General features: G+C 62.6%; 11 protein-coding genes. 5 read left to right on the forward strand and 6 right to left on the reverse strand.

What is annotated here, in order from left to right; genetic code table 11:
* Positions 1 to 230 precede the first annotated feature (230 nt).
* Positions 231 to 1,343, reverse strand: a complete 1,113-nt coding sequence (locus SINAC_RS34445; RefSeq protein ID WP_015250156.1) for a potassium channel family protein — start codon at positions 1,341 to 1,343, stop codon at positions 231 to 233.
* Positions 1,344 to 1,765: 422 nt separating this feature from the next.
* On the opposite strand from SINAC_RS34445, the gene SINAC_RS34455 reads away from it, so the two are divergent.
* Positions 1,766 to 3,388 (forward strand): GDSL-type esterase/lipase family protein, encoded by a 1,623-nt coding sequence (locus SINAC_RS34455; RefSeq protein ID WP_015250157.1) that lies wholly within the window; start codon positions 1,766 to 1,768, stop codon positions 3,386 to 3,388.
* A 112-nt stretch (positions 3,389 to 3,500) separates the two neighbouring features.
* On the opposite strand, the gene SINAC_RS34460 is transcribed toward SINAC_RS34455, so the two are convergent.
* From SINAC_RS34460 to SINAC_RS34475, 3 genes are all read right to left on the reverse strand, one after another.
* Positions 3,501 to 3,860, reverse strand: coding sequence for an STAS domain-containing protein (locus tag SINAC_RS34460; protein ID WP_015250158.1), 360 nt, complete (start codon positions 3,858 to 3,860; stop codon positions 3,501 to 3,503).
* A gap of 398 nt (positions 3,861 to 4,258) precedes the next feature.
* Positions 4,259 to 4,579, reverse strand: coding sequence for a hypothetical protein (locus tag SINAC_RS34470; protein WP_015250159.1), 321 nt, complete (start codon positions 4,577 to 4,579; stop codon positions 4,259 to 4,261).
* Positions 4,580 to 4,834: 255 nt separating this feature from the next.
* Positions 4,835 to 5,194 (reverse strand): hypothetical protein, encoded by a 360-nt coding sequence (locus SINAC_RS34475; RefSeq protein ID WP_015250160.1) that lies wholly within the window; start codon positions 5,192 to 5,194, stop codon positions 4,835 to 4,837.
* Positions 5,195 to 5,870: 676 nt separating this feature from the next.
* On the opposite strand from SINAC_RS34475, the gene SINAC_RS34480 reads away from it, so the two are divergent.
* Both SINAC_RS34480 and SINAC_RS34485 read left to right on the forward strand, forming a co-directional pair.
* Entirely contained in the window at positions 5,871 to 9,830 is a 3,960-nt protein-coding gene (locus SINAC_RS34480) for a beta strand repeat-containing protein (protein ID WP_015250161.1), read from the forward strand.
* A gap of 220 nt (positions 9,831 to 10,050) precedes the next feature.
* Entirely contained in the window at positions 10,051 to 10,473 is a 423-nt protein-coding gene (locus tag SINAC_RS34485) for a TIGR03067 domain-containing protein (RefSeq protein WP_015250162.1), read from the forward strand.
* Between the two features lie 197 nt (positions 10,474 to 10,670).
* Here the strand turns inward: SINAC_RS34485 and SINAC_RS34490 are convergent, their stop codons facing one another.
* Both SINAC_RS34490 and SINAC_RS34495 read right to left on the reverse strand, forming a co-directional pair.
* Complete coding sequence (locus SINAC_RS34490; protein WP_015250163.1) at positions 10,671 to 11,927, reverse strand: acyltransferase family protein; 1,257 nt, start codon at positions 11,925 to 11,927, stop codon at positions 10,671 to 10,673.
* Between the two features lie 16 nt (positions 11,928 to 11,943).
* A complete protein-coding gene (locus tag SINAC_RS34495) occupies positions 11,944 to 13,257 on the reverse strand; it encodes a glucuronyl esterase domain-containing protein (RefSeq protein WP_015250164.1) in 1,314 nt (437 codons plus the stop codon).
* Positions 13,258 to 13,559: 302 nt separating this feature from the next.
* Here SINAC_RS34495 and SINAC_RS34500 point away from each other — a divergent pair, with 302 nt between their 5' ends.
* Positions 13,560 to 15,173 (forward strand): DUF1549 domain-containing protein, encoded by a 1,614-nt coding sequence (locus SINAC_RS34500; protein ID WP_015250165.1) that lies wholly within the window; start codon positions 13,560 to 13,562, stop codon positions 15,171 to 15,173.
* Between the two features lie 57 nt (positions 15,174 to 15,230).
* Positions 15,231 to 16,547, forward strand: a complete 1,317-nt coding sequence (locus tag SINAC_RS34505) for a DUF1501 domain-containing protein (protein ID WP_015250166.1) — start codon at positions 15,231 to 15,233, stop codon at positions 16,545 to 16,547.
* The last annotated feature ends 73 nt before the right edge of the window (positions 16,548 to 16,620 follow it).

Consider the following 16,620-nt stretch of genomic DNA (forward strand, 5'->3'; position numbering starts at 1 on the left):
TACGAACGCGGCCGGAGCCATGAGGCTCCGCTCCGCCGCCAAGGAAATCCGGACTGGCTCGTCGGGGAATCGAGCCGCCCGCACGTTGAAGCCGGACAGGGGTGGCCTGAGGTTTGTACGATCGCCCTTTTGGATTGGAGCGTGCGCAACGTCCCCCACCGGGCGACCGGCGACGCGCTGCGTGCCGCGTTCGCGAGCCGACCGGTTGCGTCAACCCAAGCGAACCAAGGCTATTGAGGAAGCACCGCAGCGCAACTCGCAGCGTCCTCGGGGCGCTGGCCCGACTGGTTGGTCGATTCCAGCTCGATCAGCCGGTCGATCGGCGCGATCACGAGGAGCATATCGCCCGGTTCGAACACGATCTCGTGTCCCGGGTTCACGTTGACGCCGGCCTTTCCGTGGTGCATGACCACGTTGACCTGGGAATCGGCCTGGACGTCACCAACCGTCCGGCCGACAAGCTTGCCGGTCGGGCAAATCGTCAGGTCGATCAGGTGGAGCGGCTTGTCGGCGAGTTGAAAGCGCTGATAGACCTTGCGCCCTGTGGCCGCGGCAATGAACGCCGTGGCTGAGACCTGGGCGGTCGAGATCGCCGGCAGTGAGAAGGCACCGGCAATCTTGACCGCCAGCGACTCATCGAACAGGCGGAGCACGATCTTGGCCTCGGAATTCAAGTCCTTGGCCGTGAGGCCGGCATCGAGGTTAGTCAGGTCGTCGCTAGTCGCGAGGATGACCGCACGGGCATGGCCAATCCCGGCCAACTCGAGCGTCTTCGCATTCCGGCCGTCGCCCCGGATGACCGGCACCCCTAGGTCGATGATCTCGTCGAGTAGCGTCGAGTCAGTCCCCACCCGCTCGATCACGACCACAGGCTCGCGGAGCGCCAGGATTCCTTGGGTGATCTGGAACCCGACCTTGCCCAGCCCGACGACGATCATGTGGTTGCGATACAACGAGGCCATCATTCGCTGCCACTCCGGTAACTGGCTTTTCTTGGTGAACGTGAGGTAGCCGAGTCGGATGAGCGAGTCGACCACCGCCCCGAGTCCTACGATCGGCAGCAGGAAGAAAAGAGGCTGGAGATACCACTCATCGGGAAAGTCGAGGTAGGGCTCGAGGAAGATGAGCAGGAAAACACTGTAACACCCCTCCACGTAAGTCAGGGGGCGATGATGATAGCACTGCTGGAGCACCAGGCCGCCCCCCAAGACGAGCGACCAGAAGACTCCCAAGGGCCAGCGGAACTCCCAGAGCAAGTAGCGCACATACCGAACGTAAATCGCCAGTCGAATCGGGGCCCGCATCCGCTCAGGGCCAGACCTGATGTTGGTGAGCCACTTCATCGGGAAACTCGCCATCGCGCCGGCCGGAAGTCAGCGGCGATCCGATCGGGCCGCGTCGATCGCGAAGTCATCAGGCAAAGCAAGTGCATGGGGAGGAACCTGACCGAAGGTTGGAGGCGCGAATCATGCCGAGTGGAAGAGAGCGTCCTCGGAATGCCATTCGAGCGTAATCGGACGATCGACCAATCGCCACTGGCCACCACTTCCCGACGTCAAGGGAACAAGAGGTGGCGGTCACGATCGGCCTCGGTTCGTCGGGAGCAGGCGGATCCCCAGTCCGAAAAAAGGGGAAAAAATTGGCCCGCTAGCGAGGCGCGAGATCTTGACCCGGTTCGATCGATTGAGGATCGTCGAAGAGAGCGACCCCGGCGCGAAGTTGCAAAAGAGGAAAAGCAAAAAAAAGGGCCGAGCGACCTCGAGCGATGACCGCACCCTCACTTCCACCGGGCAGTGAAGCGAACCCTTCAGACGCTGGCGGAATCAGCCCCACGCCACGAGCCGGCAAACCCCCCAGAGGCTGGCGCGGCATCTTGATCCGCACGCTGGCGGTGTTGATTGGCCTTGCGCCTTTCGCCGCAGGCGAAGCGATCCTGCGCGCACTCGACTGGCAACGCCCCGCCCTACACGACGATCCGTTCGTGGGCTTCAGCGCGGTCCACCCTTTGTTCGCCCTCAACCGCGACGGCACGCGTTACGAAATTTCCCCTGCGCACAACCGATTCTTCTGCCCTGAGTCGTTCGATGCCGTGAAGCCTCGCGGTGAGTTTCGCATTTTCTGCTTGGGGGGCTCGACCGTGCAGGGTCGGCCGTTCGCGAAGGAAACTTCGTACACGACCTGGCTCGAGCTCAGCCTCCGGGCCGCCGACCCGTCACACCCCTGGAGAGTGATCAACTGCGGCGGCACCTCCTACGCCAGTTATCGACTCGCCGAGGTCATGCGGGAGTTGCGGGGCTACCAGCCCGACCTGTTTCTCATCGACATGGGCCACAACGAGTTTCTTGAAGATCGCACCTATCAGCACATCACGCACGTGCCGAAATTCATTAGACGTCCCCTTGAACTGGCGTCCGGGCTCCGTCTCTTCGGCCTGATCCGCTCCACGGTCACGGCGTTGGGAGGCCGACCGCACGCGCCTGAGAAAGCGATCCTCGGCCCCGCAGTCGAGGCCAAGTTGGACTATCGAGGGGGACTCGCAACTTATCACCACGACGAAACCTGGCGGCGCGACGTGATCGACCACTTCGAGTTCAACCTCCGCCGAATGGTCCGGATGGCTCAGGAGGCTCGGGTGCCCGTCATCCTCATGAATCCCGTGTACAACCTCGACACCCCTCCCTTCAAGTCGGAGCACCGGCCAGGCCTGTCGAACGAGGCGCGGCAACAGTTCGAGGCATGCTGGAACGAGGCCCGCCAGTCCTACGGCAAGAACCTGCCCAAGGCGATCGAGCGTCTCCGGGAGGCGATCGCCATCGACGACCGACACGCGGGCATCCACTACGCGCTCGCGAAATGCTATCAGCAATTGGATCGGACGGAGGAAGCGCGTCGGTCGTTCATCGACGCCAAGGAGACGGACGTCTGCCCTTTACGGATTCTCGAGCCGATGAGCCAGACGATGCTCGACGTCGGCCGCGAGTCGGGAACTCCCGTGATCGACCTGGTCGACCTCTTCTCGGCGCGGAGCCGGGACGGAATCCTCGGAGACGACTGGCTCGTCGACCACGTCCACCCTTCGATCCGAGGGCACCAACTTGTCGCGAGCGTCCTGGTGGACGAGTTAGCCCGGGAGGGCTTCCTCAGCCCCTCGACCGGCTGGGAGGCCGACCGCGATCGTCGCTACCAGGAGCAAACCGCCTCGCTCGACGAGTTCTACTTCCTCAAGGGCCAGAAGCATCTCGGCAACCTGCGGCTCTGGGCCCAGGGGCGAGGCGACCGAGTCCGTCCCGTCTCAAAATCGGAACCAGGACGGGAAAATTCCGCCCCCCCTGTCCCGGACGGCCGTGAAGCACGCCCGGAACGCCGTTGGGGTTCCTCGAGTGGTTGACCCTCCGCCCCCTTGCCAACCCCCCTCGAACTCGCGCTCAGCCGTAAATGATCCGGCCAGGCCACTCATCAGCTCAGATTTTCAACATTAACGAGCTTGTCGAATACGCCGCCTAGAACGAGTCGAGCGCCTTGGATTCTTCGTCGTAGATTTCAAAGATCCGATCGAACCGGGTGATCTTGAAAACTTGCGCCAGGTCGGGGGCGATGCAGCAAAGTTTCAGCCGGCCCTGTGCGGCCGACACCCGGCGGGCAAATTTGAGAAGGACGGCGAGCATGGTGCTGGACATCAGGCGAACCTCGCGGAAGTTGAGCAGCAAGTCCGCCTGGCCGAGTCCTCCGATCAGTTCCTGCAGTTGTTCGTCAATCTCGCCGATAACTTCTTCGTTGAGGATTTCGGTATCCGCGAAGTTCGCGATAGTCACCCCGTGAATTGTCTCCACAAGGACGCGGGGATAAGCAATTTTCGTCATCGTTCCAATTCCAGATAAATGAGAAACTTGTTCCGCCTGTTCTTCCTGCGCTCGGCTTGCTCGCTCGCGCGGACTGAACAACGAGGGGGAAGGAGTGACCCGCTCGGAATCCTCCGAGATCGGATGCCCCCTCTCTTGGCGTGAAACAACGGCCGGACATTCAGGCCCTTGGGTAGGGCATTGCCCGGCCTTTCGTTGTTCAACTCGATGCCGCTACTCGACCACTCGCACGCGGCGATCGGGTCTCTCGCGATCGATTCGACCGTCTTCATTGACAGTCGGGACATCGCCGCTTCGTGCGACATCCACAATCAGTGTACGGACTCAGTCAACTCCATCAACACCTGCGACCCGCTCCGGAATCGATCCGCTCATCATCTTGAGCGGGTCGCAGCGCGTCAGTCGTGGGGATGCCAGCCGATCGCCGTCGAACTGGCTCGAGAAGGCGCAGTCATGCCCTCACCCATCGGTGGCTTGGGATAGACGTGGGCTTGGTGGGTCACGTCCCAGAGCCCCGGCCAGCCTCGCGGGTCGCTCCGCTCGATCGCGTTGATCAACATCTCAACAACCGGCCAACGGCCCCAATCGACTGCGACGGAGAGCCGAGGGATCCCGTTGGTGTGGGTTTCCATGCTCTCGGGCCCGAAGCCGAGTCGGCTCAGCCAGTTTCGAGCGCGGAGCAATGACTCGTTATTGGCGAAATAGTGAGTGTAATACATTGGTCTTGTTCTCCTTCTTTTTGCTGATTGCGAATAGAAAGGAGCGCTGGGGAATCAGCCCAGAGCAGCGGTTTGGAAGGGGGGATCAGCGGTTTATCGTCCCGGGAAGAGCGGGAACCGGGGCCGTGGCACGACGATCGGGAAACCAGAGGCTCCGAGCCAATGGCGACGAAACATCGTCGCAATACCGGCAAAGCCAGATCCTGGGATCACTGAACGTGCCCGCCGATCAAGGCAAAACGTGGGGGGCTGAACTCAACAGCGGAGAGGAATTCGGTGGCAGGAGGTCCAAACGGCTTTGGTCTGCGAGAAGGTGAACGACGACCAAGGCGCGTTGTCGACCACATGTGACGAAGTCAGCGGCGCGTCGAAGGCAATGAAGTGGCCGACCCCATCCGAGTCATCGTCATCCTCCCCATCCCAGAGGGAGAGACCAAGCCCCGTATGATCGAACGCTTTATTCGGAAGCCGTCCGTCCGACCGCCGAAGGCGAGTCGCATGCGAGAGCGTGGAGGCCACAGCCTGAGGAGACTTCACCGAGTCGGAAGCCTGGCCACGCCCCCCAAAGGAAGGGAGCAGAAACGACCAGAAGAGGAGAATTCCGACGCTTTTCATCGGTAGGTCCACCACCTTCGCCTCGCCGTCCTTGGCGAGTAGTTTTCACATTATCCATTCTATCGAACACGTCAAGCCAAAGGTTCGAACCACAAACGATTCATCCCCCCATTGCATTTTCCGCATTTCCCAAAAACTCACCCGGAAATCAGACACGAACCGCCCTTTTTCCCCGCGTTGGACGCTCATTCCGAAAGAATTCCCACAAAAATGACCCGATCTCGCGATACGTGCGTTTGCATGCTGCATAATGGCGTATCGGTGGTCGCGATCGCTGAGCAAGACACCTAGTCCTACCCCATGGCGACGACGTCCGGCTGCTTTACTTTTTCCCCTCTCAAATCGTCACAACCGACGAATCCACGAGAGATGATAACGTAAACCAAGGCATCCGGAAGCCGGTCCGCACGATCATTCGATCTCACTCGATTGACCTCTTCGGCTCATCCTCGTTGCGTTCCTTGCCAACGGTGGTTCACGTAAACGACCCGTTGACTATGACTGCATGAGTGATAGCATTGAACAGGTCAACCAGATTCTCAAAAAGAGGACGAGCCCTCACGGGGGTTAGGGCTGGTCTTCTTTTGAGTGTCTGGCCGGGGGATTTCCATGGTTTGTGCGGCCTATTCTGCGTTTGCCGCTCGTCATCCAAAGGTTGATCCAGGGACTTGTAACCATGTCGCTTTTCAGTCCGCGCCGGAAACTTTGGGGTGCAGGGCGTTCGTCGGATCCAAAAAGGCGAGCGCGCCGCCTGAGCCAGCACCGGCTCGGGCTTGAAGTCCTGGAGAGCCGCTTGGCCCCCGCCACAAGCATATGGAGCGGCGCCGTTAATGGACTCTGGTCCAATGCCGGCAATTGGGATACCCCTCCGACAGCCGGCAGCGACCTCGTCTTCCCCGCCGGTGCCGCCAACCTCACCAACACGAACGATCTGGCGGCGGGAACGTCGTTCGCCTCGTTCACGGTCTCAGGTGGTGGTTATACGATCGATGGGTCGGCGATCAACCTGGCCGGGGTGCTCGACGCCTCGCAGGCCACGGGGACCGACACGATCAATCTCCCGATCGCGTTCTCGGGTCCAGCCACGGTCGAGGTCGATCAGGCCGGGGCCGTTCTCGTCTTGGGGGGAGCGATCTCCGGCTCCGAGGGTCTGAATAAGGCAGGTGCCGGGGAACTCGACCTCACGGCCGCGAATACTTATTCGGGCACCACCACCATCACGGGTGGCACTCTGGTGGTCAACGGCCAGCAGAGCGGCAGCCCCGTGGCCGTGAACGCAGGGACCACCCTCCGAGGGTCGGGGACGGTTGGCTCCATCACGTCTACTTCAGGGACAGTGAGCCCGGGGAACACATCCCCCGCGATCCTGACGGGTAGCGGTAATCTGACGCTCGATTCCACATCGACTTTTGTAGTGAACTTGAGCGGCACGACCGCAGGCACGGGCTACAGCCAGTTGGGGGTCGCCGGCCAGATTTCGCTCGGAGGCGCCACGCTTCAGTCGACGCTCGGATACACGCCAACCGGCCACGACCAGTTCACCATCATCAACAATACGGGCGCCGCGGCAATCAGCGGCACGTTCGCGGGCCTTCCCGAGGGGGCCACGTTCGTCGTCAACGACCAGGCCTTCCAAATCAGTTATACCGGCGGCGACGGCAACGACGTCGTTCTGACCCACCTGCTCGACAGCACGACGAGCGTGACGGCCGCCCCCACTTCGTCCATCTTCGGCCAGACGGTCACCTTGACGGCAACCGTCGTCGCCACGGGTTCGGGCGAACCTAACGCCCCCACGGGGACCGTCGAGTTCTTCAGCGGTACAACCTCGCTGGGGACCGCCACCCTGAACGCGGGAACCGCCATTCTGGCCACCGCCGCCCTGCCCGCGGGAACCGACTCGATCACCGCGAAGTACAAGGGGGACGCGAACTTCGCGACCAGCACCTCACCGGCCATCACGGTGACGGTCGCTCAGGTGAGCACAACCACGACGCTCACCGTCGCGCCCACCTCCTCGGTGGTCGGCCAGTCGGTGACCCTGACGACGACGGTCACGGCGACCGGCTCAGGCGCAGGGACCCCCACGGGGACCGTCGAGTTCTTCAACGGCACAACCTCGCTGGGAACCGCCACCCTGGGCAACGGCGTGGCCACCCTGTCGACCACGAACCTGCCGCTGGGCAACAACTCGATCACGGCCCAGTACCAGGGAACCGACAACTTCGCAACGAGCACTTCGCCGACGGTGATCGCGACAATCACCCAGGCGAGCACGACCACCACGCTGACCACTTCGCCCAACCCCTCGAGCGTTGGCCAGCCGACGATCCTGACCGCGACGATCACGGCGATCAGCCCCGGCTCGGGAACACCCACAGGGACCGTCGAGTTCTTCAACGGCTCGACTTCGCTGGGGACTGCCACGATCAGCGGCGGTGTAGCCACGCTGACCACCACGGCCCTACCGCTCGGCACCAGTTCGCTCACGGCCCGGTATCAGGGGGATGCCAACTACACCACAAGCACCTCTGCGATCAAGATCCAGACGGTGAGCCCGGCGACCACGACGACGCTGACCGCCGCTCCCACCTCGGTCAGCTTCGGAGCGACCGTGACGCTGACAGCCACGGTGGCCGCGGTGAGCGGCACGGGAACGCCCACCGGCAACGTCAGCTTCATGAGTGGCACCACCCCACTGGGAACGGGCGCGGTGATCAACGGGGTCGCCACCTTGGTGACCAGCACCATCCCTGGCGGTACCAACGCGATCACAGCACAGTACCAGGGCGATTCCAACTTCGGGGGGAGCAACTCGGCGGCCGTCAATGTCACGGTCGCCAAGCTGGACACGACCTCTGCGCTCGTGGTCAAGCCCGTAAACTCAGGCCTGGGCAATCCGGTCACGCTGACCGTCACCATCAGTTCGTCCAACACCGGCGCCGTGAAGCCTTCAGGCACCGTCCAGTTCTTCGACGGTTCCGTCGCGATTGGCACGGCTACCGTGGACAATAATGGTGTCGCGACGCTGACAACCTCGTCGCTGACCCTGGGAACCCACTCGATCACGGCCCAGTACCAAGGGGACGGCAACTACAACCCCAGCACCTCGCCGGCAGTCACCCAGACGGTCGGCCAGCTCAGCACGACGGTACTGACCGTCACGCCGCTTGAGACCGTCTTTGGCCAGGCGGTGACCATGACGGCCACCGTCACCGCCACAAACGTCACGGGGGATCCCACGGGGACCGTCGAGTTCTTCAGCGGTACAACCTCGCTGGGCAAGGCGACCATCGTCAATGGCGTGGCCATCTTGACGACCACCGCCCTCCCGGTCGGCGTCAACAGCTCGATCACCGCTCAATACAGCGGCGACGCCACTTTCGGCTCGAGCACCTCCGCGGTTAGCTCCGTGACGGTGACCAAGTCGCAATCGAACGTCGCGGTAACGGCAACGCCTAACCCTGCGGGGTTCGGCCAGCAATGGACGCTGACGGCCACCATAACGGCGATCAGCCCCGGCTCGGGGATCCCCACCGGAACCGTCCAGTTCTACAGCAACGGGACCGCGATCGGGAGCCCCGTCAACGTGGTCAACGGCGTCGCCACTCTGTCGACCTCGGCCACGCCGCTGGGAACCACCACGATCACCGCCCGATACTCGGGTGACACCAACTTCGCGACCAAGGACGGCGCGACCACGACCACGGTGACGCAGTCGAACTCGACCATCAACGTGACCTCGTCGAACCTCAATCCGACCGCACGCGAAGCCGTCACCCTGACGGCGACGGTCTCCGCCTCGAATTCCGGGACAAGCACTCCCACGGGCACCGTCCAGTTCTTCGCCAACGGGGTCCTGGTCGGATCGGCCACTCTCTCCAGCGGGAGGGCAACGCTGGTCACGACGAGCCTGTTGGTCGGTGTCGACACCATCACGGCGGTCTACCAAGGCGACTCGAACTTCACCACAGCCTCGTCGCCAGACCTCACGGTCGTCGTCGGCGATCAGACCGAACGGTTCCTCAACCAGGTCTACATCAACTCGGTGGGTCGGCCGGCAACCCTGGATGAGCTCGACTTCTACCGGACCCAACTGGCGATCGGGGTTCCCCGGCATAAGGTCGTCGTCCGCATCGTGACCAGTCCCGACGGACAGGCCAACGCAGTGACGACCGTCTATCGAACCTTCCTCCGCCGCGAGCCCACCTTCCGCGAGGTGGTCCGCGGGTTGCAGAGCCAGAAGAAGGCGCAAGGCTTCGGTGCCGAGATCGATGTCCTCGGCTCGCACGAGTACTATCAGTCTCAGGGAGGCGGGACGATCAACGGCTTCCTGACCGCCCTCTACCAAGACGTGCTCGGAACCGCAATCCCGGCCTCGGCCCAAGCCAGGCTGACCCGACAACTGCGGCAAGGCGTCTCGCGAGCCTCGGTCGCCAGCTCCTTGGTTCTCAGCCAGCCGGGTAAATCCGCCTTCGTCAGCTTCCTCTACCAGCAGTTCTTCGGCACCACCCCCACCACCCAGCAGCGCGCCCGCTCGGTGGGACTCCTCAACCGTGGCGGTCGCGTCGATCAGCTCGTCTCCGACCTGCTCTCCTCCAACGACTTCTACGACCAGTTCGCTGACAACTCCTGACCCTGCTGCGAACTCGTCCGGCACATCAACAACGAGGGGCGGTGGCGATCAACAGATCGCCACCGCCCCTCGGTCGTTTCCAAAAATGCTGAATATCTGCGATAATTTGTACCCGCACCAACCCACGACAAACGTCATAGACAGTGCCGTACAGATCCGCTAGAATCCGCTTCAGGTCCAGGTGCCGCATCTCTTCTGAGTCGCCAAGGAGCCTATCCCCATGATGAGGCCGCTTGCCCTGACGGTCGTGTTTGCTGGCCTGTTGCTCACCGCTGACGAGACACCCAAGGGTGAACTGGAAAAGTATCAGGGGACTTGGGTCTTGGTCTCCGAAGAGTACGAAGGCAAGACGGTGCCGGCCCAGGAATTGCCCGATCTCTCCTTTGTGGTCCAAGGCAATCAGATCCACTACACCGCACAAGGAGCGGACCGATCGGCGATGGTCACGTTAGACCCGAACAAGACCCCAAAAGCCTATGACCTTCTGCGGGACGATGGCGCCCTTTCCCTCAAGGGCATCTACACCTGGGATGGTGAGACCATCAAGATTTGCGCGGCGGAAGATCAGGGAGATCGCCCGACGGAGTTCAAGACGGGGGCCGAAAGCAGGAATCGCATTCGGGTCTGGAAGCTGAAGAAGTAACGGACCACAACAACGGTCCTCGCTGAGATCGCCCATAAACAAGGCAAACCCGGGGCGTTGCCCGGGCTGCTTTGGGACGCCCCGTTGAGGCTAAAGTCGAACGGCGCAAAGGCTCGCTCAAGCCAGGTGATTCGATCTCCACAAGACGTGTGCCACCCACCGGTGAAACGCTCTTGGCCCAGGCACGAAAAACCGACTCATACTTTAATAAACAGCTTTCGGCGGTACATCCAGAAGAGGATCAGCCAAACCACCACCAAGGCCGCCGCGCCTTGGACGAGCGGCTCGTACGCCGGCCCGAAGGACGCGAAAACTTCCTGGCCAAAGTGGGTTTTGAGGTTGGCCGTGATGAAGTCTTCGACCAGCCAGTGCAGGCAGTAAGCAGCGATCGAGTTCGTACCGATGATGATCAGCGGGTAGGTGAGCCACCATAGGCCGGCCATGTCTACCACGGCGTAGAAAGCCGCGAGAATCAGGAAACACCAGCCGGCGCTGAAGAGCGTCCAGCTCGGGGTCCAGATCCGCTTCACCACGGGGCAAAAATCGAGTTCCCCAAGCGCCGCCCCCAGGAAAAGGCCAAGGATTCCGGCGGCGGTCAACCAGCCAAGCTTCATCCATGCCTTGCGATCATCTTTGAGCACGTTACCGGCAATCAGGCCGAAGATCATCGTGGCAAGCGTCGGGATGAAGCTCAAGGTCGCGTAGCCGCCACGGTTGTCGATAAACGGGGCTTTTCGCGGGAACAGGTTCAGGAACCAGGTGTCGAAGGCCCAGGCGGCGTTGCTGTTCTTGTTCCAGTGTGAGGCAAACCCACTGAGGTTGTGCGCCCAGTCCTTCGGAACGTCGACGCTCGTGTAATCAAACTCGGTCCCGGGTGCGGGGTAGAGCGCAAATGCCCCCCAGTAGCCGACCAGGATGACCACCAGCGCAATCCACTGATCACGCGCCGGTCGAAGGCCGAGCAGGAACAGGAACCCATAGCCCAGGCCGATCTGGGTCAGTGTATCCTCGAACGTGAAGTTCGTGCGGTCCTTACCCATCGAGCGAAGGAAGATCCCGAGCAAGACCAGCACGAGTGCCCGCCAGAACGCATGCCCCGCCATCCGGGTCGTGGACTGACCGCGCGCGAGCCGACTGGCGATCGAGAACGGTAAGGCCACGCCGACCAGGAATGAGAACGAAGGCTGGATCAAGTCGTGCAACGAGCAGCCGACCCACTCGACATGCTGCTGATGACGACTCAGGAGCGCCCAGAGCTCGCTCTTTGGAAACGACTTCGCGACTTGCGGAAGCTTGAGCCACTCCGCCAGGAGCAAGAACATCACGAAGCCGCGAAACGCATCGATCGAGGCCAGCCGACGCGACGGTGCAGAGCCAGAGCCGGAACTCTCCGGGGGTTTCGGCGCGTTTACAGGACGATCGCCAGCGGCGGGAGACGGTGAATTCGGGGACATCATTCCATTCTCAAAGTCACTTGGAGACGCCAGGCTTTCCGAGTTGCCTGTCGGCATAGTCGAGGAAGACCTTCCAGTCGTCCTTCCCCATCGAATGCTTCCCCGGTCGAATGTGGTAGCCGAGACGGCCGTCGATCAGCTTGCCGGTTTCCGGCATCCGATCGGCCTCGAGTCCCTCGACCCCCAGAAAACGATAGACGGAGTCGGCCCCTTTGAGAACCTCAAACTGTCCTTCGGGGTTGGCCCAGGTGTCGTCAACCGCATTGGTGAACAGCACAGGGCGAGGGGCCACCAACGCCACAAGCCCGTTCTGATCAAACGGAAGCCGATCCGGTTGGTCGTTGAACGCCTTGAACTCGTCATCGAACCAGTGCGGGAAACTCGTGTTGATCCGCTTGACCGACTCGCCGACCTTGCCTCGGCTCGGCGCGGTGCCACCACAGCCCGCCTGGTGGGGAATGACCAGGGCGATCCGCTCGTCGAATGCAGCCGCCACGATCGCCGCTTTGCCCAAGCGTGAATGGCCGACGACCGCAATTTTCGCCTTGTCGATCTCTGGATTCGTGATCAGATAGTCGACGGCCCGGTGCAGACCCCAGGCCCAAGCAGCAACCGTCGCCCAGTCGTGCGGGCCGGGCTTCGACTGCCCCGGCTTGTAGTAATGAGGGATGATCCCATCGGTGAAGTCGGGATGATCGGGGGCGACGTCGCCGCTGTAGAAGGTCGCCACGGCGTAGCCTCGGTCGATCACATCCTCAATCGACCACACTTGAATTTGCGAGCCCCGGCCCGCATCGGTCGCCCGGTTGTCCGTGCATCCCGGGCAGTTCTTGGGCATCCAGGATGCCGGCAAGGCCACCTTCGGGTCGTTGACCACCGTGTGGTTGCCACAAAAGTTGATCCCGAGGAACACCGGCGCGGGGCCTTCCTTACGGTTGGGCACGACGAGCAGCAAGTAAATTTCGGGAGTGGCCGACGGTCCGAAGGCAATCGCCACTTCCTTTTTGGTCGCCTTGCCGCCAAAGTAATTCGGGTCCACCCGCGCCACGGTCGTCGCGATCTTCTCAGGCGGGGAGGGCATCTGCCCGTACATGTAGTGCTGGAAGAGCGCCTTCAACTCCGGCCGTCGTTTGGCGAGCCATTCCTCTTTGCTGGTGACGCGATGGCCGTCGAGCATCACGAGCGGGTCGGGCAAGCCGGCCTGCGAAGGGAGTTGCGAGGCTTCGGGAAAACCAGCCATGGCCGCCGGTTCCCCAACGACCTGGGTGAGGACAGCGAGGACCAGAAGCCTGGCTCCCGTTCTCGCAACCGAAATCGGCGTGGAGGCCATCGGCAGGGGCTCCGGATTGATGTCGTGAGGAGATCGACCGCGCGGGCCGCGTCTTCAAAAATGCATGCGCCATGTTACAGGGAGGTTCTTAGAACGCCAGACGAGAGCGGCTTTCGAAAGATTTGAGTAGCGTCGACTCGACGCAAGGTATAGTTTAACATTCCTTAAAGGTCCTTGAGATCTCCCAAAAGGCAATCATTCGCCAGCCGCCTCACCCATTCGAGGTCCGGCACGGTTGCTTTTGCCAAGGATCCGACTCGCTCGTCCGAGCATTGCTTGAAGGTCGCTCACCGAGGGATGCCATGAGGAGAATCCTGCGCCTGGCCCTCCCCGTTCTCATCGCGCTGGTCGCGGCCGGATCAAATACTCAGGCCGTCGACCTCCTGCCGGCCGATCGGCCGCTTCCCGAAATTGTCGACTTCTATCTCGACGCCAAGTTGAGCGAGGCCGGGGTCAGGCCCGCCGCCACGACCGAGGACGCCGGCCTGATCCGACGGCTGACTCTCGACCTGATCGGGCGGATCCCGACCGAGGCCGAGATGCGTGCCTACGTCGAGTCGACCGCCCCCGAGAAACAGGTCGAGCTGATCGATCGGCTGATGGCGTCGCCGGCCTATGCGCGACATCAGGCCAATGAGCTCGACGCGATGCTGATGGCCGGAACCCGAGGGAGCCTTCGCGACTATCTCAATCGGGCCGTCGAGGAAGATCGCCCCTGGGATCAAATCTTCCGCGAGATCATCCTGGCCGACGAGAGCCTGCCGGGCCTCAAGGGGGCGGGCAACTATCTCAAGCCGAGGGCCAAGGACCTCGACCGCCTGACCAGTGACGTCAGCTCCCTTTTCTTCGGCGTGGATGTGAGCTGTGCGAAGTGCCACGACCACCCGCGCGTCGTCGACTGGAAGCAGGACCATTACTACGGGATGAAGTCGTTCTTCGCCCGCACCTACGAGGCCGGCACGTTCCTCGGCGAGAACGACTACGGAACAGTCAAATTCCAGACGACCGGCGGAGAAGAACGGCAGGCCCGGCTCATGTTCCTGACCGGCCGGATCGTCGATGCTCCCGACGTGAAAGAGCCGTCCAAGGAGGAGCAGAAAGCGGAAAAACGCCGACTCGCCGAGGCCAAGAAAAAGAATGAGCCACCGCCCGCCCCCAAGTTCAGCGTCCGGGCGCAACTGGTCGACGTCGCGCTTCAACCCGGCGAGCGAGACTTCTTCGCGAACGCGATCGTCAATCGCCTCTGGCACCGGTTCTTCGGACTGGGGCTGGTGATGCCCTTGGATCAGATGCACTCGGCCAACCCGCCGAGCCACCCCGAACTCCTCTCGTGGCTGGCCCGCGACCTGGTCGAGCACCGTTATGACCTCCGTCGGCTCATCCGTGGCCTGGTATTGAGCCGAGCCTATGCACGCACGAGCATCTGGCAGGAGGGCGAAGCGCCCGACCCCCGCCTGTTCGGCGTGGCCGCGGTCCGCCCCCTGACCCCCTTGCAACTGGCGACTTCGATGTGGGTGGCCACCACCGATCCGTCGACTCTCCCGGCCGACCTGACCCCGGGGAAACTCGAGGCCGACCTCGATGGCCGTGCCCGAGGAGTCGCCAGCGCACTCGCCAAGCCAGGGGAGGACTACCAGATCGGGGTCTCCGAAGCGCTCTTGATGAGCAACGGCGATCGCATCCAGGAACTCCTGACCGATAAGAACGAGCGGCTCGTAGGACGGCTCGCGCGGATCGAGGACGGGGATGAACGCGTGGCCATGGCGGTCCGCAACGTGCTCTCGCGCCCACCGGCCGACGAGGAAGTTTCGCTTTTGGGCGAATACCTCGCACAGCGAAGCGACCGGCAGGTCGAAGGGATCCGCCAACTCGTCTGGGTGCTCTTGACGAGCGCGGAGTTCCGGTTCAATCACTGACGAACATCTCTACTTCTTTTTTTTCGCAATCGACGACCACGAATCGGGGGCACCTCGATGGCCAGCGACCGACGCGTCAACTTTTGCGGCTCACCCGCGCACGCACTGGATCGGCGTCGCTTCCTCGGCACGGCAGCCGCCGGTGCAGCGGCGTTCGCGGCCGACATGACTGTGCTCGACGTGCTCAAAGAGCCGGCGCTGGCCCGGGAGATCAAATCCCAGGGGAAGCGAGTCATCCTGCTCTGGCTGGCCGGCGGCGCGAGCCAGCTCGAGACCTGGGACCCCAAACCAGGGACGGCGACGGGGGGACCATTCCGGGCGATCTCGACCTCGGTCCCCGGCATCCAGATCTCCGAGCTCATGCCCAAGATGGCCAAGCGGATGGAGCAAACCTGCATCATCCGCTCCTTGAACACGAAGAACGGCGACCACGGCAGCGGCGCCCGCCTGATGATGCGCGGCCGAATGGATGACCCGAGCCTACGCTACCCTGACCTGGGCGCCGTGCTGGCCCGTGAACTGGGCCGGTCCGAGAGCCAGGTGCCCGACTATGTCTCGTTCTACTCCGCGACCGAAGGGCGTGACTTCGCCCCGGGATCGAGCGGATTCCTCGGCTCGCGCTACGCGCCGATGGAACTGACCACAAGCTTGATCCCGGAGAACATCCGCCGCGCGGCCGAGCTTTCCGACCTTGACCATCGTCAGCGTGGTGAACTGCGAGAACTGCTCAGCAAGCGGTTCGAACGAGGCCGAACCTCGAACAGCGCCCTGGGGGGCCACAACGAAGCCTACCAGCGTGTCCGGGGCCTGATGGCCAGCGAAACCCTCTTCGATCTCTCCAAAGAGCCACAGCGGGTCCGCGACCTCTACGGCCCCACCCAATTCGGCGAACAGGCCCTGGTTGCCCGCCGCTTGATCGAAGCGGGGGTGCCGTTCGTCCGGGTCGGCCGCGCCTGGTGGGACAGCCACGGCCAGAACTTCGAGACCCACCAGGAGCTCGTCCCCGAGCTCGACCACGTCATGGCCACCCTCCTCGATGACCTCGACCAACGGGGACTGCTCGACCAAACCCTGGTGATCACCCTCGCCGAGTTCGGCCGCACGCCGTCGATCAACCCCAGCCTGGGACGCGACCACTTCGCCACAGCCTGGAGCGCCACGCTCTCCGGCTGCGGGATCAAAGGAGGTTCCGTCTTCGGCAAGACCGACGCGACCGGCAACGCGGTCGTCGACGGTGAGGTCGGAGCCGCCGAACTGTTCGCCACAATCTACCAGGCACTCGGCATCGACCCGCAAAAAAACTACTATGTGAATTCACGACCGGTGCCACTCACCGAACCGGACACCGAGGCGATCGCCGACGTGCTAGCCTGAGATCAGCAGCGCAGAGAGCAATCGGCTCCCCGCTCGCCTCGGACCTTCAACCGTCCAGGCGAGCACGACACAG

This window comes from Singulisphaera acidiphila DSM 18658 (assembly GCF_000242455.2).
GTDB lineage: Bacteria > Planctomycetota > Planctomycetia > Isosphaerales > Isosphaeraceae > Singulisphaera > Singulisphaera acidiphila.